Origin of the sequence: Actinocrispum wychmicini, assembly GCF_004345645.1 — a bacterium.
Lineage (GTDB): Bacteria > Actinomycetota > Actinomycetes > Mycobacteriales > Pseudonocardiaceae > Kibdelosporangium > Kibdelosporangium wychmicini.
Genome location: NZ_SLWS01000001.1, coordinates 1,367,572 through 1,389,022, shown reverse-complemented (window position 1 = coordinate 1,389,022; position 21,451 = coordinate 1,367,572). Strand labels below are relative to the sequence as shown.

Here is a 21,451-nt window from a genome sequence, read left to right as displayed (position 1 = left end):
AGTTCCGGTGGCCGACGAACCGGTGACGCACGACGAGGACCCGGTTCCCGACGAGCCGGTGACACAGGTTCCCGACGAGCCGGTGGCGCAGGACAAGGACCCGGTCGCGGACGAACCTGCCGAGAGCGCACCGAAACCGAGGGGGCGCGCGAAGCGAGCCGCGTGGATCGCCGCCCGGGTCGTGGTCGCGTTGGCGTCCGCCGCCGCCCTCGCCGCCGCCGGGCTGGCGCGGAACACGGTCAACACCGTGAACGAGAACACGAACACGTCCGACGTGCTGAGCCCGGAGGTGCAGAAGAACGCGCCGCCGGCCGAGGACGGCGCCGAGGACATCCTGATCGTCGGCAGTGACACCCGGACCGACGCGAAGGGCAACCCGTTGCCGGCGTCGGTGCTCAGGGAGCTGCGGACCGAGGCGGCGGACGGCGTGAACACGGACACGATCATCCTGTTGCGCCTGCCGAAGAACGGCGCGAAGGGCTACGCGATCTCCATCCCGCGCGACACGTACGTGTCCATCCCGGGCTACCGCGACGACAAGATCAACGCGGCCTACGGCGCCACGAAGTACCTCAAGGCGCAGCAGATGACGGCCGACGGCGTCAAGGACAGGGGCCAGATCGAGCGCGAGTCCGACCGGGTCGGCCGGTCCGCGCTGGCGCAGGCCGTGCAGAACCTGACCGGGGTACGGGTCGACCACTACGCCGAAGTGAACCTGTACGGGTTCTATCTGCTCACCGAGGCGGTCGGCGGTGTGACGGTGTGTCTGAACCATTCGACCAGCGACCCGAACTCGGGCGCCAACTTCCGCAAGGGCGTGCAGACGATCAGGGGCGGCGCGGCGCTGTCGTTCGTCCGGCAGCGCGACGGCCTGCCGCGCGGCGACCTTGACCGGATCGTGCGTCAGCAGGTGTTCCTCAGCGCGGCCATGCAGCAGGTGCTCACCGCGGGCACGCTGACCGATCCAGGGAAGCTGTCGCGGCTGACCGACGCGGCGGCGAAGTCCGTGGTCGTCGACCCGGGCCTGGACCTGCTGACGCTGGCCAGGCAGCTCAGCGCGATGTCGACCGGCCAGGTGGACTTCACCACGATCCCGGTCAAGGAGGTCGGTGCCCGCAACGAACGCGGCCAGAGCATCATCACCGTGGACGTCCCCGCGGTGAAGACGTTCGTGGCCCAGTTGCTCGGCCGGCAGCCGTCGAACTTCGCGTCCAACGGGCCGCTGCGGCTCAACGGGGAACAGCCGCAGCAGCAGCCGAACATCATCGACGGTGTGCGGTGCGTGGACTGATGTCCGTGACAGAGGCGCTGTTCCGGCCGTTGCTGCGGGGCGACCAGTCCCGTCCGCTGATCACCCACTACGACGACCTCGCGGGCACCCGCGTCGAGCTGTCCGTGGCCACGTTGGCCAACTGGGCGGCGAAGACCGCGAACTGGTTGACCGAGGAGTTCGACGTCGAACCGGGGACGGATGTCGCGGTGCTGCTGCCGGCGCACTGGCAGACCGCGGGGGTGCTGCTCGGCGCTTGGTGGTGCGGGGCCCACGTCACCACGGACCCGACCGGCGCGGCGATCACACTGACCACAGTGGACTCGACGGTCACCGGCCCACGGGCAGTGGTGTCGCTCGACCCGATGGGCATGGGCCTGCGCGGTGACCCGCCCGCCGGGGCGCTGGACTACATCGCCGAGTCACGGATCTTCGGCGACGACTTCACGCCGTTCGTGGACGTCCCCGGCGACACCCCGGCGCTGCTCGACCTGACCGTCGACGACGTGGTGAAAACCGCAAGGGCCAAGGCGGTCAACGCCCGCGTTCTGTCCACTCAGGACTGGAACTTCCCGGACGGCGTGCTGTCCGGGCTGCTCGCGGTGCTGGCCGGCGGCGGCTCCCTGGTCCAGGTCACCCACCCTGATCCCGCCAAGCTCGACGCCCACCGCACGGCCGAGCGGGCGGTCCCGATCCCGGAGGTATGACAGTGCTCGACGAGCCGATCGCGTTCGCCGCGTCGACCGACCTGGCGCGGTCACGCGAGTTCTACGAGGGCGCGCTCTGGTTGACCGTGCTGGCGGTGACGCCGTTCGCGCTGGTCCTGCCCGGCATTCGGGTGACCAAAGTGGACTCGTTCACGCCGCAACCGTTCACCGTGCTCGGCTGGCGGGTCGACGACATCGACTCGACGATCCGCACGTTGACCGAACGCGGCGTGAAGTTCACCCGTTATGACGGGATGGGCCAGGACGACCTCGGTGTCTGGACCACCCCGGACGGCAGCAAGGTCGCCTGGTTCACCGACCCCGACGGCAACACGTTGTCGCTGACTCAGTTCGCGGCCTGAAGGCGCAGCCCGGTGCCGGCCGCGCTGGTCAGCGTCAGCACCCGGCCCTCGATCTTGTAGTCGACGTCGCCGGACAGGACCGCGAGGATCGCCTGTTCGGTCTCGGCCAGGTCCGGCGGGCACGCCTTGCGGGTCATGGCCACAGTGGACACCGCGAGGCGTTGGCCGGCGGCCTGGTAGTCGCCTTCGCCGGTGTTGCAGCCGGTGGACACCGTGACCTTCCGGTCGGTGAACACCAGCGACCCCTTCGGCGGGGTGGTGGTGCCGGTGTCGCCGCCGACGATCGAGTCGATCTGCCAGGTGGTGCCGGTCAGCGGCACGTTCTTCGCCTCGCTCAGCACGATCTCGGTCGCCCCGGACGCGATCCGCAGCGTCGAGCCGTCCAGCTTCCAGGTGGCATCGCCGTTGAGCACGTCGTACAGCCATTTGTCCTGGTTGTCCAGGTCGTCGTCGCAGCTTTTCTGGGTCATCGCCAGGTCGGCCGCGACCTTGCCGCTGTCCAGCTTCACCGGCCCGACGATCGAGTTGCACCCGACCTGGGCGACCACGTCCCCGCTGTCCTCGAACTGGATGGACACCCGGGTCCCGGCGACCAGCGTGTGCGCCTGCCCCTGGTCGGTGACGCTGTCGGACAGGTACGTGTGGCCGCGCAGCGGGGCGCCGGCTGCCCCGATGTCTGGCGGCTTGGTCGTCGTCTTCGGCGTGTCGCTGCCGCACCCGGCGACAACCAGGACCAGCGCGACCGCGGCGGCAAGTCCCATGCGACCCGGCGACGGGCGGAAATGGTTGCTCACGAGCTCTCTAACAAGAGTTGGCGGAGTTCTCGTTTGAGGATCTTACCAGCGGCCGAAACCGGGATCTGGTCGGTGAGGATGACCTCGCGCAGTCGCTTGTACGGCACGACTTTCGCGTTGATGTCCGCCATCAACTGCTCGGCCGTGACGTCCGGCCGGGCGGGCACGACGAACGCCACCGGCAGCTCGCCGACCTCCACCGACTTGCGCCCGACGACCGCGGCCATCACCACCCCAGGGTGCGCGACCAGCAGTTCCTCCAGCTCCCGTGGGTAGACGTTGTACCCCTTGTAGATCAGCATGTCCTTCTTGCGATCCACAATGGACAGATAGCCGTCGGCGTCGAGCACGCCGATGTCGCCGGTGTGCAGCCAGCCGTCGACGAGCACGTCCGCGGTGTCGGCCGGCCGGTTGTGGTAGCCCAGCATCACCTGCGGGCCACGGATGCACACCTCGCCGCGTTCGCCGGCCGGCAGCGGTTCCTCGCCGCCCTCCACCGGCACGACCTTGATCTCCGTGTCGAACACGGGCAGGCCGACCGTGCCGACCTTGCGCGTCGCGGACACGGCCACTGGCGAGCTGGCGGCGCCCATGGTGACCTCGGTGAGGCCGTAGCCCTCGACGATCACCGCCTTGGGCATGAGCCGCTGCAATGCCCTGGTCATCTCCATCGGCATGGGCGCGGCGCCGGACCCGATCCCGGTCACCGAGGACAGGTCCGTGGTGTGGATGGCCGGGCACGCCAGCAGTCCCGCGAACAGCGCGGGCGCGCCACCCACGTACGTGACCTGGCGTTTCTCGGCGTCGGCGAGGTACGCGACGGGGTCGAACCGGTCGTGCAGCACGACGGACGTGCCGGCCAGGATCGTCACGTTCAGCCCGGCGATCGTGCCCATCGCGTGGAACCACGGGGTCAGGTTGATGGCCACCCCCGCGCCCACCCGAGCGCGGTACTCGCCGGGGTCGTTCACCTGGTTGAGGACGAGCCCGCCCTCGTCGTCCAGCGCCGGCACGCCGCCGGTCTGCCAGCAGGCGAACTGCAGCGTGTTGACCACGACGTTGCGGTGCGGCAGCCGGACGCCTTTCGACAGCCCGGTCGTCCCGCCCGTGTACGCGAGGTGCGCCAGGTGGTGGTGGATGTCGATCTCGACGTCCGGCGGCGTGTCCGGCTGTCCCTGCCCGACCGTGGCCACATCGGCCGCCTTGAGCACCACCTTGGCCTCGGCGTCCTCGATCTGGGCGCGGACGGCTGGCTCCGGCATCAGCGGGTTGACCGGTACGAACGTGGCCCCGGCCAGCAGCAGCCCGTAGTACGCGACCGGGAACGCCAGGCAGTTCGGCATCACCAGGGCGACCCGGTCCCCGGGCCGGACACCGCGGCCGACCAGGCCGTTCGCGAACCGGCATGCCTGGGTCCAGAGCCGGCTGAAGGTCAGTTCGTCGTCGTGGTGCCGGAACGCCGTCCGGTCGCCGAAGCGGCGGGCCGCGCCGGCCAGGATCGCGCCGACAGGGACCTCGGGATAGTCGAGTGCGGGACGCGTCATCACTCGACTAAAGCCAAGTGCGGCTCACGACACAAGCTCCGGGTTGTGAACGCGCGCTAACATCGGAGAGCTTGAGGACGTATTCGTGGAAGGCGGACAAGGGTGAACGCGGGCATTTACCAGCTGGCGGAGGAGCACGACGCACTGCGTGAGGCGGTCCGTGCGCTGGCCGAGAAGGAGATCGCGCCCTACGCCGCCGACTGCGACGAGAACGAGCGCTACCCGGCCGAGGCGCGGGACGCGCTGGTCCGGTCCGGGTTCGCGGCGCCGCACATCGCGGAGGAGTACGGCGGCGAAGGCGCGGACGCGGTCGCCACGTGCATCGTGATCGAGGAGGTCGCGCGGGTGTGCGCGTCGTCCTCGCTGATCCCGGCCGTGAACAAGCTCGGCTCGATGCCGATCATCCTGTCCGGCTCCGAGGACCTGAAGAAGCTCGTGCTGCCGTCACTGGCGGCCGGCCAAACGTCCATTTCGTACGCGTTGTCCGAGCGCGAAGCCGGTTCGGACACCGCGGCGATGCGGACCCGCGCCCGCCTCGAAGGCGACCAGTGGGTGCTCAACGGCACGAAATGCTGGATCACCAACGCGGGTGAGTCGTCCTGGTACACCGTGATGGCGGTGACCGACCCGGACGCGGCCAAGCCGTCCCAGGGCATCTCGGCCTTTGTCGTGCACGCCGACGACCCGGGCTTCTCGGTCGGCCCGAAGGAACGCAAGCACGGCATCAAGGGCTCGCCGACCCGCGAGATCTACTTCGAGAACTGCGTGATCCCGGCGGACCGGATCATCGGCGAACCCGGCACCGGCCTGAAGACGGCCCTGCGCACCCTGGACCACACCCGCCCCACCATCGGCGCCCAAGCCGTCGGCATCGCCCAGGGCGCGTTGGACGCGGCCATCGCGTACGTCAAGGAACGCAAGCAGTTCGGCAAAGCGATCGCCGACTTCCAGGGCGTCCAGTTCATGCTCGCCGACATGGCCATGAAAACCGAAGCGGCCCGCCACATGGTCTACGTGGCCGCCGCCAAAGCCGAACGAAACGAACCCAACACCGGCTTCGTGGCCGCCGCAGCCAAATGCTTCGCCTCCGACACAGCCATGTCGGTGACCACCGACGCGGTCCAACTCTTCGGCGGCGCCGGCTACACCCGCGACTTCCCGGTCGAGCGAATGATGCGCGACGCCAAAATCACCCAGATCTACGAGGGCACCAACCAGATCCAACGCCAGGTCATGGCCCGCTCCCTGCTCAGGGGCTGACTTCGGTCAGCCGCCGATCACCGGTGGCGGCACCCGTTGGTCGGCGCCGAACAGTCCGTCGGTGTCCGGCTCCAGCAGGTACGACGCGCGTTTGTGTTCGTCGTCCTCGCCTTTCTCGCCACGCGCGGCACCCGGCGGCATCCCGCCGGGTGCACCGGCGGCACCGCGCGCACCAGTCATGCCGCGTTGCCGCGCCGCCTCTTCAGCGGCCAGGGCACCAGCACCCGAACGAGCCCCATCACCGCCGGACCCACCTGCACCGCCGGATCCACGAGCGCCACCAGATCCGCCAGCACCGCCTGACGCCTGCCCGTACCCACCGGACCGGCCTCCCCCACCAGAGCCGTAGCCCGAACGCGCCGCGTCAAACCCGCCCCCGGCAAACCCGCCACCGGGGCCGACCATGCCGCCACCGAACCCGTCCCCGCCCGCCGAACCGCCTGGGTAACCACCACCGGCGCCGAACGGCAGGCCGCCCGGAGGCCGCGAACTGCCGCTGCCAAAGTCCGAACTCGACGGAGACACTGGCGCCCCACCACCACGCCCGTCTTGGCCATCCAACGAGGGGAACCCAGCCTGGCCAGGCACGCCACCACTCGCCCCTGGCGCCCCACCACCCGGCCCCGACTGTCCCGACGCCCCACCCGCGAAACCCTGTCCGTGCCCCACACCCGAACCGCTCCCGGACCCACCACCGGGTGACGCTGGTCCGCCCGGATGCGGACCTGGTCCCGGACCTGGCGGCGGCGGCGGTGGTGGCGGCGCGAAGCCCGGTTGGTTCCGCGAAGTCTGCGTCACCACCCGGTCATACAATTCCACGATCGTGGCCGCCTGGTCATGGGCCTGCTGTTGGGCGGCGAACTGCTCGTACTGCTGCTGGGCCAGCTTCGCGTTCGCGACCGGATCCGTCACCGTGGACAGTTGCCGCTGTGCGGCCGCCTGATCGAACGGAGGCTCCGGCGGTTTCGGAATGGTGTTCCTGGCCTGGGCCAGCGCGTTTGCCTGCTGCTGATACAACTGCGCGGACACCATGGACGCGTGACCGACCTGTCCGGCCTGGTTGGTCAGCGACGCGACGGCCGCCCGTGCCTGGTCACCGCCCTGTCCCTGCCACGCGATCTCGCTGCCGGCCAACACTTGGGCGGCGTTGCTCTGACTCGCCTCGATCAGGTCGTCCGATGACATCTGCCAGGCCGAGGCCATGTCCCCGATCTGGCCGGCATCCGCGCCCTGGGTCACACTGTCGTACAGCTTCTGATGCGGAATCCCGCGGTAGACCACCCCTGGCCCGGCCGGCGCCGCACGTGGATACAACCCCTGCTTCATGTTCGCCAATGCCGCCGGATCCACCGTGTCGACAGAGTTCGGATCCTGCCCCAGGATGGTCTTCACCAGTTTCCGCAACTCGGCACACAGGTATTCGTCCTGGTACTGCTGCACGTTGAACTTTGTCTGCGCCGCTTGCACCTGAGCGTCAGTCGGCGTCGGAGCCTGCTGTCCCCCGTCAATCGACGTCCGATCCACCATCAGTTCGCTCCTCTCCTCCGGTGCACCGCTGACTACGAGATCTTTTTCTCGACCACTGTCGCCACGGCCAGCGACTCCGGACAGGGATCACCCCCACTGACGGCGGTGACTTCGATATCCACCCGGGACTTGTCCGTCACGCCAAGCGAGTACATGCAGCCACCGCTGACTTCCTTCAACTGTTTGGCTGGATAGCGTCCGATCTGAGTGTCACTGACTGTGCCACCGTTGACCTTCACATCGGCCAGACCGGCGGTGGTGAAGATGCCGACGATGACGATGAAGCTCGACCCGTCCCATTCACAACCGGATTTGGCACCCGCGTTCATTTTGTAGCCCGCACCGGGCAGCCCGAGGCTGGTTGCCTCGCTCGTGGAGAGCAGGGAACACGCGTTCACGGTGGCCATGCCCCCAGTCGGTGTGCTGCTGGAATCCACGCTGGATGTCGAGCTCCCAGGTGGAGTGCCGGTGACAGAAGTCGACGTGGGTACGCCGGCGACGCCGTTTTGGCAGGCCGATACCACTACGCACATCGCCACCAGACCGGCAGGAATCGCGCACCGCTTCACGTTGCCTCGTCGCCTTCTTGGTTGTCAGGCCATCATGGTGTTGAAAATGTGGACCATCGACACACCATGTCCATGGTCGGTTTGCTGATACAGGTCGATCGACTTCTGAATGTTCGACGCTGCGGCGTCCAACCGATCCTGAAGCTGCTTGAGCGTGGGAAGCAGACCCTGGGTTTGGTCTGTCGCGACGGTGGGCAGATACGGCATGTACACATTCGCCGCTGGCGTGTCGCCCAGTTGTGGGACCTGCGCCAGGCGATCCCCCCTCGCGCGCACCTTTGCCACGGCTGCCTGGTTGTGTTGCACAAAGGTGAGCAGTTGCTTGGCGCCCTCGTAATCCATGTAGACACCTTTGTCGATGGCGCTGTTGAGACTCCCGACGGCACTGAGCAGTCCGCGATAGTCGTCGGCCACAATGATCAACCCTCCCCAAGGTCGTCATGCCACGCTGCGCACGGATACGATAGCAGCGGGCCACCGCCTTCGGCCGACCGCGGGACGACATTGACCCACCCGGCGGAAATTGTCCTGGTCAGTGCCGCAGCCCGGCGAGACGTTCAAGATTGTTTTCCACGCGCTGAAGGTCGGCGGGAGCGTATGTCGCGTACTGCTGGCCATCAGCGCCGACTGAGGAGAGCACCACATAGCGGCCCGCGTCGGTGTCTAGCCAACTCATGGTTTGCGGCTCGCCGTCTCTTCCATTGGGGCCACGTTCGGTCACAATGAAGTATCCGGCTCCCGCTCGTGGGCGTCGCAGAATGTCCCGGGCAATGCCCAGTTGCGCGCCGTCTGTGGTGCGTGTGGGTCGGCCGGGTTGCAGGAAGGTGTCCGGCGCGTCGTCGTCGCGTCGATGCCTCCCGCGGGTACGCGATTCGTTGGCCAAGGCGATGGTGACTGAGGCACCTGGGCCGGGTTTGGCCGGCGGCAACAGTCGCACCAGTTCACGCACCACTGACTCGGGTGTGATCGGGTCGAACCGAACCAGTTCTCCCCATCGCTGGGCGAGCACCGCGCTGCGGCCGTCCGATCCCGTTCGAACACAATAGGTTTGCGTTCCCGCACTGCCGAGCATGCCGATCGACCACTGGGGCCGCGCGAACAATCCCACCAACCGCACCACGGTGGGGGCCAACGAATCGCGGTCAGCCAGGCCCTTTCCGGTCAGGCTGCGCTGCACCGCCGCCACCAACCGCACCCGGTCCTCGATCAACTCGCCGTGCACCGGGACATCGAACGGAAACGGCCGGACATCCAGACCGCACGCGTCCCCGATGACGTCCAATTCCAACAACGAACACTCAAACCCGCCCGCCAAGGTGGCCCCTTTCCTGAGCGACCCAGCCGGGCATCCTGCCATGCCCACACCCGTCCACACCGGTTACTGTGTGGTATCACCCGAACGCGGTAAGCGCGGGTCACGACTCCGTGGCGGTCCTCCTGAGGGCCGCGTCCTTGTCCAGGACCATCGCGGCCAGGTCCGCCTGGAACTGGGCCATCCGCTGCTGCAGTGCCGGGTCGCTCGCGGCGAGGATCCGTACGGCCAGCAACCCGGCGTTCCGGGCTCCGCCGATGGACACGGTCGCCACAGGGACACCGGCGGGCATCTGGACGATGGACAGCAGGGAGTCCATGCCGTCCAGGTACTTCAGGGGTACGGGCACGCCGATGACGGGCAGGACGGTGGCGGCGGCGACCATGCCGGGGAGGTGGGCGGCGCCGCCCGCGCCGGCGATGATCACCTGGATGCCTCGGGCCGCGGCTTCGGTGGCGTACGTGAGCATTCGCTGGGGAGTGCGGTGTGCGGAGTAGACGCCGACTTCGTAGGGCACGTCGAACTCGGTCAGTGCTTGTGCTGCCGCGGACATCACGGGCCAGTCGGAGTCGCTGCCCATGATCACGCCGACGTGCGCCACTAGTTTCCTCCGTGAATGTCGTAGCCGTCCGTCCACATGCCTGTGGACAGCCAGTCCGCGGCGAGGCGCGCACGGGTGCGGGCGGTGGCCATGTCCTGGCCGAGAACGGTTACGTGACCGATCTTCCGGCCTGGCCGTTCGGCTTTTCCGTAGTAGTGCACGTGCACATCGCGGAATCGGGCGAACAGGTGGTGCATACGCTCGTCCGGGCCCATCGAGGGTGAGGTGGCGGCGCCGAGGACGTTGGCCATCACGACGGCGGGCGCGACCGGGTCCGTGGAGCCCAGTGGGTAGTCCAGGACGGCTCGGAGGTGTTGGGCGAACTGGGATGTCGTGGCGCCCTCGATGGTCCAGTGCCCCGAATTGTGCGGCCGCATCGCCAGTTCGTTCACGACGAGACCGGTCGGTGTCTCGAACAGTTCCACCGCCAGCACGCCCACGACGCCCAACGTGGACGCCACGCGCAGAGCCAACTCCTGGGCTTCCGCGGCCAGCGCGGGAGACAGGTCAGGCGCGGGCGCGAGCACTTCGACGCAGATACCGTCCTTCTGCACGGTCTCCACAGTCGGCCACGCCGCGCCCTGACCGAACGGCGAACGCGCGACCAAGGCAGCGAGTTCGCGTTTCATCTCCACGCGCTCCTCGACGAGCAACGGCGTTGAAGCCGCGAGGAGTTCCGTGGCCAACGGCACCGCCTCGGCCTCAGAGCCGACCATCCACACGCCACGGCCGTCGTAGCCACCACGCGCGGCCTTGAGCACGCACGGCCACCCGTACTTCGAGCCGAACCGCACGAGGTCCGCGGGCTCCGTGACGGGCGCGTACTCCGGGACAGGCACGCCCATCTCCGCCAGACGGTCCCGCATCACCAGTTTGTCCTGCGCGTGGATCAGGGCGTCGGGGCCGGGATGGACCTTGACACCCGCCGCGACCAGCGCCCGGAGGTGCTCGGTGGGCACGTGTTCGTGGTCGAACGTCATCACGTCGCACGTGCGCGCGAACTCGCGCAGCGCGTCCAGGTCCGTGTGATGTCCGAGGGTGACGTTGGGGGTGACCAGGGCGGCGGGTTCGGACGAGTAGATCGCGAGCACGCGCAACGACTGGCCGAGGGCGATCGCGGCCTGCTGGGTCATCCTGGCCAGCTGGCCGCCGCCCACCATGCCGACGCGGGGCAGGCCGGTAACGGGGTCCACGGAGAGGTCACCCTACCTGCGCCAACTCCGGGGTCCGTCGCGAGGACCGGACCAGCAGCACCACCCCGGCGACCACCGGGAACAGCACGAACCCGTTGCCGAAGATCATGTCGAACGCCGTCCAGGAGTACTCCCGGAACTCGCCGTGTGGGATCCACCGCAGGATCGGCAGTGTGAAAAGCAGCACGGTCACCGGCAGCAGCCACCGCGCGACCTTGTTGCCGCACCCGGCCTCGGCCAGGAGCACGGCCACGAGCGGCACCGCCCACACCCAGTGGTGCACCCAGGACACCGGGCTGACCAGCAACGCCAGGTAGCCGGTGACGAGCATCGCCCAGGCGGGACGGTCCCGGTACCGCCTGACCAGGACCGCCGCGCCTACCGCGAGCACCAGGCCGATGCCGTACGCGACAGGCTGTGACCAGGACGCCTGTTCGCTGAACCGCCGGATCATCCCGCCGAGCGACTGGTTCCACGACCAGTTCGTCGGGCCGATCCGGGACGAGTCGAACACCGTGTGCGTCCAGAACCGGTACGCGTCGTGCGGCGCGATAGCGAACATGAGCGCCTGGAGGCCGACGAACGTCCCCGCCGCGCGCAGAGCGTCCCGTTTGCGCCCCACCAGCAGGAAGTGCACGACGAAGATCAACGGCGTCAGCTTCACGGCGGCGGCGACCCCCACGAGCACGCCGCCGAACCTGGTCGGCGCCAGTACGTCCAGCACGACCAACGCCATCAGCAACAGGTTGATCTGCCCGTATCCGAGGTTGACCCGCACGGGCTCGGTCAGCAGCAGGCCGAGTCCGAGGAGCACCGCGCCCCACTCCGGCCGCAGCCACGACGGCCGCCGCGGCACCTTGCGCAGCACGACGTACACGACACCGACGAGCGCCAGGACGGACAGCGCGTTCATGATCCCCCACGCGACCTGCGGTGGAACGATCACGAGCGGCGTGAACAGCAGCGCGGCCACCGGCGGGTAGGTGAACGGCAGCCGCGCGTATCCCGGTTCTGTCGGCAGTATGTCGTTGTCGTACAAGGGAAATCCGTGCAACAGGCTGGCCGCGCCGGCTTGGTAGACGGCTGTGTCACCGCCGTTGGGCAGGTTCTGGACCCACGTGACCACGCCCCACACGACGTAAGCGGCCGCGACGAGGCCGAGAACCACCCATCTCATGTGAGAACCCGGGTTTTCAGGAACGCCGGCCGCCACGTCTGCAGCGCCGCGCCCAGCAGTGTCACCGGGTAGATCAGGTAGCCCCAGCGGGTGGCCGGCATCAGGAGCATGGCCAGGCCGAGACCGATGGCGACGCGCTGCAGGATCTCAGCGGTCGTCCTGGGCGGCCGGGCCAGCAGCCACCACACCATCCCCACGGCCGCCAGCGCCATCAGGACCAGCACGGCCGCATGTCCGAGGGGGCCGGTCTGCTCAAGCAGGTGGCCCGGCAGCGGGCTGCCGGCGGGCGACCGCACCTCGGCCGCGTTCGCCGGGAACTTGATCACGTTGTCGATGAACGCGTCGAAGTTCACGGCTGCGGACAGCCCGGTGAACACGACACCGCCGGCCGCGAACGCGACCAGGAACCGGCCCAGCCGGCCCTTGAGCGCCCAGATCGCCACCGCCACGACGGCCGCCGCCGGCAGGGCGGTCAGTTTCATGCTGGCGGCCAACGCGAGGACGAGCCCGGCCCACTCCGGTCTGTCCCTTGTGGCCAGTACGGCCGACAGGATCAGCAACGCGACCACAGGCAGGTCGTTGCCCGCGGTCGCGGCGGGCAATGTGACGTACGTCGTCAGCAGCACGAACTGGACCGGCCGGACAGCCAGATCTGGTTTGGCGATGCGCACCGCGACCGCCAGGACGGCGACGCTGACCACCAGCGCGACAACTCGCGCGTCGGTGACCACGGACCGGCCGAACACCGCACTCGGCAGCCCGAGCAACGCCATGGCCGGACCGTACGGCGTGAAGTCGTCGACGACCACCGGCCGCGTGAGCGTGTGCAGGTCGACGTACGGGGAACCGGTGTGCAGCAACAGGTTCCCGGCTCGTTCGATCGCCCACACCTCCGGCTGGGCGGTCATCGAGGACGCCGGCGAACCCCAGTCACGGCCGGTCATCCGCTTGGCCACCAACACGAACATCGGCACGAGCACGCTCAGTGTGACCACGAACCCGACCGGCACCCACCGCGACGCGGGCCGTTTCAACGCGATGAAAATCGCCGTGTGCAGGGCCGCGAACGCGTAGCCGAAGACCGCGAAGTTCCCCCACACACGGAACCCGTAGAACTCGTTGAACACTGCCGTGTAGGCCGCGTCCACCCCGAACCCGACATAGAACGCCAGGTCGATCCAGCGCGAGTACTTCACGTGGAATGGCCGGCGGGAATCCGGGGTTCGGCCGCGGACTGGGCGCGGGCTTTCCGCCGTCTGCGCAGCACCCGGATGCCGATCGCGATACCCGCGCCGACCGGGACGATCATGTACGCGCTGCCCGGGATGAACTCCCACCAGTGCCACAGCAGTTCCTTGCCCCACCCGCCGCGCATGATCAGCAGGACGCAGCTGACGAACACCAGGAACACCAGCAGCGGCGCGATCCCCGCCCGCGCGATCCGCTTGATCCCCTGCGGCAACGGGTCGGGCATCCGGGCGACCAGCATCACCAGCAGCGGCACCACCCACACGTAGTGGTGGGTCCACGAGATGGGGCTGACCATCAGGCCGAAGAACGCGCTGACCATCAGCGCGGCCACCGCCATGTTGTGCCGGTGGAAGCGGCGGACCAGCAGGGCCGCCGGGATCGCGAGGACCGCGCCGACCAGGATGGCGATCTTGGCCGAGCTGGGGTCGGCCAGCGTGATCCGGGACAGCAGCCCGGTCAGCGACTGGTTGCCGTTCCAGTAGACCGGTCCGATCCGCATCGGGTCGCCGAAGGCCGTGATGGTCCAGAAGTGCCAGGTGTCCCGCGCCGTGATCAGGAACATCAGGCCCTGCAGGCCGGCGAACGTGGCGAACGCCCGGACCGCCGCCGCGCGCCGCCCGGTCAGCAGCAGGTGCGCGACGAAGATCAACGGGATGAGCTTCACCGCGGCCGCGATCCCGATCAGGACACCGCCCCACTTGCCGAGCCGGCCGCCGGCCCCGGTGATCACCAGGACGTCCAGCACGACCATGAGCAGCAGGAGCAGGTTGATCTGGCCGAGGAACAGCGTGCGCCACACCGGTTCGATCGTGAGCAGCAGGATCGAGAACCACATCGTGGCCTTGGTCGGCACCAGCCAACTGGGCCGGTTCGGCACCTTGTCCAGGATGATCCGGATGACCACGCTCATCGCCAGCACCGACACCGCGGTCAGCACACCCCACGCGAGGACCGTCGGCAGGAACGCGAGCGGCACGAAGAACAACGCCGCCGACGGCGCGTACGTGAACGGCAGCTGAGCCCACCACGGTTCGGCGCCGAGGGTCATGCTGTCGTAGAGCGGCTCGCCGGTGAGCAGCGCCACACCACCCGCCCGGTAGACGGCGGAGTCCACCCCCATCCTGCCGTGTACGACGTACACAATGATCGCGGTCAGGATGAACGCCAACGGCACGGCGAGGATCACCCACATCGCCCGCCAGGACCCCACCAGCCAGACGACTGCCTGGGTCACCCGTCCTTCCGCCCGTCGGACGGGCGCTTCCCCGCTGCGCTCGGCCACTTCACTCACGACTAACAGCAAATCATGAGAACCACCCGAACGTGGCCGGAACCCCCTGGTTCCTGTCGGTGACACTGTGTTGTGTCGAAGTTGTGTCGAACGTTGCCTCAGGCCCGGCCCAGGGTGTCGACGAGCGCACAGGCCTGTTCGTGCGTTTCCGGCAGGTGGTGCAGGCGCACTTCAACGGCGCCGAGGGTGTGCAGTTGCGGGTCGACCGAGAGACGTTCGGCGAGCATCATCCGAGCCCGTGCGCTACGCAAAGCCAAGTTCCCGTCACGTTCGGTGAGCACTACCGCGACCGACGGTCCGAGCAGGGCGAGGCTCTCGCCGCCGTCGAAGACCTGTCTCAGGACGTCCGCCGCCAGCACCATGGCCATCAACCGGGACCAGCCGATCACCGTGGACAGGTCGATGCCGACGGTGAGCAGGACGTGCCCGACCGCCCCGCCGTCCCGGGCCGCCTGGCGGTAGACCTCGCCGAGCCTGGTCCGCAGGTACGCCGAGGTGGTCAGACCGGTCAGGCTCTCCCTGACCTCGGTTCGGGCGATCTCCAGGTTGGACACGTCGGCCCAGGCCAGGGCCGTCAGCCGGAGCAGTCGCGCGGGCACGGCGTCGGGGTTGGCGGCCACCAGCCGTGGGTCCGACAGCACCGCGTGCAGGGCGGCGACGTCCGTCAGGGTCTCGTCCAGCCCCGCCCCGGAGGCCGCGCGAGCCCGGGCGAGCTCCGCCAGCGGGTCCGCCAGATCGGCCTTGACCAGGGCGGACGCGCACACCGAGTCGACTTCGGGCAGGGCCCAGTCGCTCGGGTACCGCCAGCCGGCTGCGATGCTCGCGGTTCGCCACCGGGCACGCAGGGACCGCAGGGCGGCCTCCGCACCATGGGGCGAACGTGAACCCGCTTCGCGAACCGCCACAGTCACCCGTTCCTCTCGCTTCTGAAGATCCGATGCTGGAACGCGGCTAGGCCTCATGCGTGACGCGATTTCTGCCGACTTGTCATTCGAACGATGGACCCCGTTACTGAGAGCTAGCGTCGAGCGATGACGGAGATGACTCCGTAATGTCCGTCAGTCACACTGGTCCGGCATCACGGTGAGCTACTAGGGAGGCACGTGTCCACGGTTCCCGCTGACGTGCACGGACCGAGCGACGCCGAACTGATCGAGTCGGTACGCAACGGCACAGTTTCGGCATACGGGTCGCTCTACGAGCGGCACGTCGGTGCGGCGTACAACCTCGCTCGCCAGCTCACCCGCAACCAGGCCGAAGCCGACGACCTGGTCTCCGAGGCGTTCGCCAAAGTCCTGGACACCCTGCGCGCCGGCCGTGGTCCGGACTCGGCCTTCCGCGCGTACCTGCTCACCGCCCTGCGCCACACCGCGTACGACAAGACCCGCCGAGATCGCAAGGTCGAGCTGTCCGACGACGTCACGACGGTCGCCGGCGCGGACACCGCGATCCCGTTCTCCGACACGGCGGTCGCCGGGTTGGAGCGGTCGTTGGCCGCTCGGGCGTTCGCGCGGCTGCCTGAGCGGTGGCAAGCGGTGTTGTGGCACACCGAAGTAGAAGGTCAATCACCCGCAGAGGTTGCCCCGATCCTGGGATTGACACCCAATGGTGTGAGTGCTCTCGCCTATCGGGCCAGGGAGGGCCTGCGGCAGGCATACCTACAGGTGCATTTGGCTGAGAGTGACAACGAGCGCTGTCGCGCGACGGCCGAGCGGCTCGGCGCGTGGACGCGCAGCGGTTTGTCCAAGCGGGAGACCGCACAGGTCGAGTCGCATCTGGACGAATGCGCCCGATGCCGTGCCCTCGCGGCCGAGTTGGCCGACGTCAACGGCGGCCTGCGCGGGATCGTCGCGCCGCTGGTCCTCGGCGCCGGAGCGCTCGGCTACCTGGCGACGACCACGAAGGTCGCCACCGTGGCGGCCGTCGGTGCCGCAGCGGCCGGCGCCACGGGTGGAGCCGCCGCCGGCGGCGCCGCGGCCTCGCTGCCGCGCCAGTTCATCGGTGTCGCCGCGTCCGCCACTGCGCTGGTCGCGGCCATCGCGATCGCGCTGGCGGCCGGCCAGTCCGAGCAGACGATCCCGGCCGCCCAGCCGGCACCACCGGCGGTGCCCACCTCGTCGTCGGTTCCCGCGCCGAATCCACCGGCGCCTCCGCCGACACCACCGCCCCCGCCGCAGAACACGCCGTCCCAGGAGACGCCGACACCCGCGCCGCCGTCCCCCTCGCCAACACCCTCGCCGTCCCCCACACCCGCGCCGCCGAAGCTGCCCGGACCGCCGAGCCTCAACGTCCCGACGCCGACGTCGCTGACGCTGATCCCCGGCGCCGCACCGGCCGAGCTGCCGATCACCATCACCAACAGCGGCGAGAGCCCGTCCGAGCCCGTGACGGCCGCGCTGGCCCTGCCGAACGGGGTGAGCGCGGTCGGGACGGCCCGGATGGCCGGGGAACCGCTGCTGCGGCTGGACGCGGCCCAGACGACGAACGTCTCCTGTCCCGGCGGCACCGGGACGGTCACGTGCACGAGCGGCCACGGGCTGCAGCCCGGCGAGACGGTGAAGCTGCTGTTCCGGCTCGTCGCGAGCAAGGACAGCACCGGCGGCGTGATCACGGGGGTGATCAGCGCCGGGACGGCGATGAGCGTCAACCTGTCGGTACAGATCGAGGTGCAGCCGCCGGTCGAGAAGGACGGGGTGTCGATCTTCGCCTTCCCGGACTGGCTCGGGATCCCGGCGCCCGGCTTCTCGCACGCGCCCGCGGTGCAGGCCATCGCGAAGAACACCGGCGAGAGCACCAAGCAGGTGACCGTCACGTTCGACCAGCCCGCGACGCTGTTGTCGGCGTGGCCGTCGGCGTCGTGCACGTCGAACGGCGCCACGACCAGTTGCGTGACCGACGACACCCTGAAGCCCGGCGACCGGTTCTACCTGCGGGTCCGGCTCAAGGACTGGGGCTGGGACGACCAGGACCGGTCCGACCTGTCGCAGTGGCACTCGCGGAAGGTGCACGTCACCGCGACCCTCGGCACGGCGAGCGCGTCCACCGTGGTCAAGCTGCCGTGGTGGGACTGGCCGGTGCCGCCGCAGGACACCAAGCCGAAGCCGCAGAAGCCCACTTCGACGTCCCCGCCGACCACGGGCACCAAGCCGCCGCCCGCCGACAACCCCCCGCCGGCCGACCCGCCCGCGGAGAAACCCGGCTCGTCCAGCCAGACCAAGCCGGCGGAGCCGTCCTCGCCGCCGGTGACGACAACGCCGAGCACGCCGGCGACGCGCACGTCACAACCGCCGCCGAAGGACTCGTGCGACGGCATGGGCGACATCGAGCGACTGCTGGCCGTACTGACCGGTCAGTGCAAGGAGAAACCTGGCCCAGGCCCCCGCTGAGACATGATCAACTGGCACCCGCCACTAAACGTGACCGGGTTGTGATCGGCGATCGCTCGTGTGGCCGTTGTGACAGGGTGGGTGTCACCGACGGTGAAAGCGATCAGTAGGCTCGGGTGCATGGCCTTTGTGCAGACCGTGCTCTCGCGGCTTCCCGAGCCAGTCCGCAAGCTCATGCTCAAGCACCGTGAGCTGCTGCGGTTCGCGGTCGTGGGCGGGGTCTGCTTCGCCGTCACCAACGTCGTGAACTACTCGCTGAAGTGGACGATCCTGGAGGCGCACCCGGTCACGGCCCTCATTTTCGCGGTCATCGTCGCCACGATCGTGTCGTACATCCTGAACCGCGAATGGTCGTTCCACACCCGAGGCGGCCGTGAGCGCCATCACGAGGCTGCCCTGTTCTTCCTGATCAGTGGGATCGGCGTGGTGCTGAACTCGGCGCCGCTGTGGATGTCGCGGTACGTGCTGGACCTCCGCGCCCCTGATGTGACGGTTTTCACGCAGGAGACGGCCGACTTCATCAGCGGCATGATCATCGGCACCCTGCTGGCCATGGTGTTCCGCTGGTGGGCCTTTAAGAAGTGGGTTTTCCCGGAGGCCAACGCGCGGACGCGGGCCGCCCGTTCCTCGCGGCGGCTGCGCGCGGTGGGCGAGGACGAGGCCGAGCGCGCCGCGTAGTCACTGAAACCGCCGTGTGACCGCAAGTTTTCGTAGACTTCAGGTGTGTCGTTTGTCGAGAGCGTGCTGGCCCAGGTCCCTGAGCCGCTGCGATCCGTTCTCGTCAAACACCGTGAGCTGCTGAAGTTCGCCATCGTCGGTGGTACGACGTTTCTCATCGACAACGGCCTGTGGTTCTTCCTGAAGCTGACGGTCCTGGACGCCAAACCGATTACGGCCAAAGCCATTTCGGTCATTATCGCGACAATTGTCTCGTATGTCCTGAATCGCGAATGGTCGTTCCGAACCAGGGGCGGTCGGGACCGGCACCACGAGGCCGCGTTGTTCTTTCTGATCAGCGCGGGCGGACTGTTGATCAACCTGATCCCGCCGTACCTGTCCCGGTACGTGTTCCACCTGCAGGTGCCGTTCGTGGACCGGTGGGTCCAGGAGGTCGCGGACTTCCTCTCCGGCTCGGTGATCGGCATGCTGCTCGCGATGTTCTTCCGGTTCTGGGGCTTCCGCCGCTGGGTCTTCCCCAAGGCCAACGCCCGCCCCAGGATCGTCCCCGACCCGGAATGACTACCGGGGCGAACGCTCCGCCGGCCACCGAACGCCCCGCACCTCGTCCGCACGCGGCACGGGCAGGAAGATCGTGAACGTCGCCGGGCGGGCCGCGGACAGCTCCAGCCGGCCGCCGTCCGAGTCCACCAACGCCCGCGCGAGCGCCAGGCCCACCCCGGTCGACCCGCCGCCGGACACGCCCCGGTCGAAGATGTGCGCGACGAGCTCGTCCGGCACGCCGGTACCGCCGTCGGTCACCTCGATCGCCACGGTCGCGTCGCCCTGACGGGCCGACAAGGACACCGTTCCGGCGCCGTGCCGCATCGCGTTGTCCAGCAGCACACCGATGGCCTCACTGAGCCGGGTCCGGGTCGCTCGGGCCAACGGCCGGTCCTGCACCCGTACCCGCAACGCACGACCCTTGTTGCGCAACGGTTCTCGCCACTCGCCCGCGATGGCCGGCAGTTCCGCGGCCAGGTCGAGCGGTTCCGCGTCGGTCGCACGGGCCTCCCGCGCGGCGGCCAACAGCTCGTCCAGTACGTCCCCGAGGCGCTCGGCCTGTTCCAGCGCGGCCACCGCGTCCGTGCTGGCCTCCTCGTCGGTGGCCACCGTGTGCACCAACGCCTCCAGCCGCAGCTGCAACGCGGTCAGCCGGCTGCGCAGCTGATGGGACACGTCACCGACGAGTTCACGTTCCCGCTGCACCAACTCGGCCAACGCGGTCGCGGACGTGTCCAGCGCCTCCGCGACCCGGTCCAGCTCGGCCACGCTGTAGCGCTGCCGGTCCGGCCGGAAGTCGCCGGCACCGAGCCGGGCCGCGCGGTCGGCCACGTGCCCGAGCGGCTTCGCCAGCCGGTTCGCGGTCACGATGGCCACCGCGCTGCCGACCGCGATGGTGAGCGCGATCGTCAGCACCACCAACCCGGCGATCTGCGTCTGCTTGGCCCGCGTCGGCGAGGACGGCACTTCCAGGATGGCCGTGCCGCCCTGCAGGATCTCGATCTGCTCGGCGAGCGGGTCCGGCCCGGGATCCGGGCCGAGCGTCTCGACCGGATGGCCCGGCACCCGCACCACGAGCCGGGCGTTCTGCTGCACCACCAGCTGGAGCTTGTCGATGTCCAGCTTGTGATTGGCCAGGTCGTCGTCCAGCTGCACGCCGATCTGCTGCACCCGTGCCCGCAGGGTGTCCCTGCTCCCCGTCTCCACCAGCTGCAACGCCACATAGCCGAGCGGGATGCCGAGGGCGCACGTGGTCACCGCGACCGCGAGCAGGATGGCGAGCAGGATCCGCCGGCGCATCCCGTCAGTCCGAGTTGAAGCGGAAGCCGACGCCGCGGACGGTCGCGATCCGGCGCTCGGTGGCCCGCGGCCCGATCTCGCCGAGCTTGCGGCGCAGCCACGACATGTGCATGTCGAGCGTCTTGCTCGTCTTGCGCTCCGGCCCGTCGTCCCACACCTCGGCCAGGATCTCCTCCCGGGTGACCACCTGGCCGGCCCGCTGGATGAGCACCCGCAGCAGCTCGAACTCCTTGTTGGCCAAGGTGATCTCGGCGCCGTCCACGGTCACCAGGCGGGCGGCGAGGTCCATCTTCACGCCGTTCACCTCGACCGTGCCCGGTGCCTGGCGGCGCATCAGCGCCCGGATCCTGGCCAGCAGCTCGGCCAGCCGGAACGGCTTGGCCACGTAGTCGTCGGCGCCCGCGTCCAGGCCGACCACGAAGTCGACCTCGTCCGCGCGCGCGGTCAGCATCAACACCGGCAGGCCGCGTCCGGACGAACGCAACCGCCGGCAGACCTCCAACCCGTCCATCCCGGGGAGGCCCAGGTCCAGCACGAGCAGGTCGGCTCGACCCGCGTCGGCGAACTCCAACGCACTCAGCCCGTCCGTGACGACCTCCACCGCGTATCCCTCACGCTGCAGAGCACGTGACAACGGGTCTGCGATCGCCGAGTCGTCCTCGGCCAGCAGCACCACACTCACGGCCA

Annotated in this window: 21 protein-coding genes; 7 read left to right on the top strand and 14 right to left on the bottom strand. The window is 69.0% G+C overall.

What is annotated here, in order from left to right; all coding sequences use genetic code 11:
• The first annotated feature begins 7 nt into the window (after positions 1-7).
• Genes EV192_RS07060 through EV192_RS07050 form a run of 3 tightly spaced genes read left to right on the top strand, consistent with a single transcriptional unit; the run spans position 8 to position 2,339 of the window.
• Complete coding sequence (locus EV192_RS07060; protein ID WP_243726670.1) at positions 8-1,291, top strand: LCP family protein; 1,284 nt, start codon at positions 8-10, stop codon at positions 1,289-1,291.
• Positions 1,291-1,977, top strand: a complete 687-nt coding sequence (locus tag EV192_RS07055) for a TIGR03089 family protein (RefSeq protein WP_132112178.1) — start codon at positions 1,291-1,293, stop codon at positions 1,975-1,977. Before EV192_RS07060 ends, EV192_RS07055 begins: the two co-directional genes overlap by 1 nt.
• Positions 1,974-2,339 carry a VOC family protein gene (locus EV192_RS07050; protein WP_132112176.1) on the top strand — a complete coding sequence of 122 codons (366 nt, stop codon included), beginning with the start codon at positions 1,974-1,976 and terminating at the stop codon, positions 2,337-2,339. The genes EV192_RS07055 and EV192_RS07050 overlap by 4 nt, the downstream gene beginning before the upstream one ends.
• Here EV192_RS07050 and EV192_RS07045 read toward each other — a convergent pair.
• Positions 2,324-3,133, bottom strand: coding sequence for an META domain-containing protein (locus EV192_RS07045; protein ID WP_132112174.1), 810 nt, complete (start codon positions 3,131-3,133; stop codon positions 2,324-2,326). The two genes, EV192_RS07050 and EV192_RS07045, sit on opposite strands and share 16 nt — an antisense overlap.
• Entirely contained in the window at positions 3,130-4,677 is a 1,548-nt protein-coding gene (locus EV192_RS07040) for a class I adenylate-forming enzyme family protein (RefSeq protein ID WP_132112172.1), read from the bottom strand. Before EV192_RS07040 ends, EV192_RS07045 begins: the two co-directional genes overlap by 4 nt.
• Before the next feature lie 102 nt (positions 4,678-4,779).
• Between EV192_RS07040 and EV192_RS07035 the strand changes: the two genes are divergently transcribed.
• Positions 4,780-5,937 carry an acyl-CoA dehydrogenase family protein gene (locus tag EV192_RS07035; RefSeq protein WP_132112170.1) on the top strand — a complete coding sequence of 386 codons (1,158 nt, stop codon included), beginning with the start codon at positions 4,780-4,782 and terminating at the stop codon, positions 5,935-5,937.
• Positions 5,938-5,943: 6 nt separating this feature from the next.
• On the opposite strand, the gene EV192_RS54615 is transcribed toward EV192_RS07035, so the two are convergent.
• From EV192_RS54615 to EV192_RS06980, 10 genes are all read right to left on the bottom strand, one after another.
• Positions 5,944-7,464, bottom strand: a complete 1,521-nt coding sequence (locus EV192_RS54615; RefSeq protein ID WP_207925899.1) for a hypothetical protein — start codon at positions 7,462-7,464, stop codon at positions 5,944-5,946.
• Between the two features lie 32 nt (positions 7,465-7,496).
• A complete protein-coding gene (locus tag EV192_RS07020; protein ID WP_243726720.1) occupies positions 7,497-7,997 on the bottom strand; it encodes a DUF3558 family protein in 501 nt (166 codons plus the stop codon).
• Positions 7,998-8,057: 60 nt separating this feature from the next.
• A complete protein-coding gene (locus EV192_RS07015; protein ID WP_132112164.1) occupies positions 8,058-8,447 on the bottom strand; it encodes a hypothetical protein in 390 nt (129 codons plus the stop codon).
• Positions 8,448-8,565: 118 nt separating this feature from the next.
• Entirely contained in the window at positions 8,566-9,315 is a 750-nt protein-coding gene (locus EV192_RS07010; protein ID WP_165960232.1) for an ESX secretion-associated protein EspG, read from the bottom strand.
• 133 nt (positions 9,316-9,448) lie between these two features.
• Positions 9,449-9,925: a 5-(carboxyamino)imidazole ribonucleotide mutase gene (gene purE, locus EV192_RS07005; protein ID WP_132113113.1), complete on the bottom strand. Its 477-nt coding sequence runs from the start codon at positions 9,923-9,925 to the stop codon at positions 9,449-9,451.
• Positions 9,926-9,945: 20 nt separating this feature from the next.
• Positions 9,946-11,139, bottom strand: a complete 1,194-nt coding sequence (locus EV192_RS07000) for a 5-(carboxyamino)imidazole ribonucleotide synthase (RefSeq protein WP_132112160.1) — start codon at positions 11,137-11,139, stop codon at positions 9,946-9,948.
• 7 nt (positions 11,140-11,146) lie between these two features.
• The gene (locus EV192_RS06995; protein ID WP_132112158.1) at positions 11,147-12,316 is read right to left on the bottom strand and encodes a glycosyltransferase 87 family protein; all 1,170 of its coding nucleotides are present in this window, start codon (positions 12,314-12,316) and stop codon (positions 11,147-11,149) included.
• Positions 12,313-13,512, bottom strand: coding sequence for a glycosyltransferase family 87 protein (locus tag EV192_RS06990; protein ID WP_132112156.1), 1,200 nt, complete (start codon positions 13,510-13,512; stop codon positions 12,313-12,315). The genes EV192_RS06995 and EV192_RS06990 overlap by 4 nt, the downstream gene beginning before the upstream one ends.
• Entirely contained in the window at positions 13,509-14,858 is a 1,350-nt protein-coding gene (locus EV192_RS06985) for a glycosyltransferase 87 family protein (RefSeq protein WP_243726669.1), read from the bottom strand. The genes EV192_RS06990 and EV192_RS06985 overlap by 4 nt, the downstream gene beginning before the upstream one ends.
• Positions 14,859-14,956: 98 nt before the next feature.
• A complete protein-coding gene (locus tag EV192_RS06980) occupies positions 14,957-15,763 on the bottom strand; it encodes a GGDEF domain-containing protein (protein WP_132112152.1) in 807 nt (268 codons plus the stop codon).
• Between the two features lie 198 nt (positions 15,764-15,961).
• Here EV192_RS06980 and EV192_RS06975 point away from each other — a divergent pair, with 198 nt between their 5' ends.
• The 3 genes from EV192_RS06975 (at position 15,962) to EV192_RS06965 (ending at position 19,483) form a co-directional block, all read left to right on the top strand.
• A complete protein-coding gene (locus EV192_RS06975) occupies positions 15,962-18,244 on the top strand; it encodes a sigma-70 family RNA polymerase sigma factor (protein WP_132112150.1) in 2,283 nt (760 codons plus the stop codon).
• Between the two features lie 120 nt (positions 18,245-18,364).
• On the top strand, positions 18,365-18,922 hold the full coding sequence (locus EV192_RS06970) for a GtrA family protein (RefSeq protein ID WP_132112148.1): 558 nt from the start codon (positions 18,365-18,367) through the stop codon (positions 18,920-18,922).
• A gap of 45 nt (positions 18,923-18,967) precedes the next feature.
• On the top strand, positions 18,968-19,483 hold the full coding sequence (locus tag EV192_RS06965) for a GtrA family protein (protein WP_132112146.1): 516 nt from the start codon (positions 18,968-18,970) through the stop codon (positions 19,481-19,483).
• Here EV192_RS06965 and EV192_RS06960 read toward each other — a convergent pair whose 3' ends face one another.
• Entirely contained in the window at positions 19,484-20,764 is a 1,281-nt protein-coding gene (locus EV192_RS06960; protein ID WP_132112144.1) for an ATP-binding protein, read from the bottom strand.
• Between the two features lie 4 nt (positions 20,765-20,768).
• Positions 20,769-21,446 (bottom strand): response regulator transcription factor, encoded by a 678-nt coding sequence (locus EV192_RS06955; protein WP_132112142.1) that lies wholly within the window; start codon positions 21,444-21,446, stop codon positions 20,769-20,771.
• Positions 21,447-21,451 lie beyond the last annotated feature (5 nt).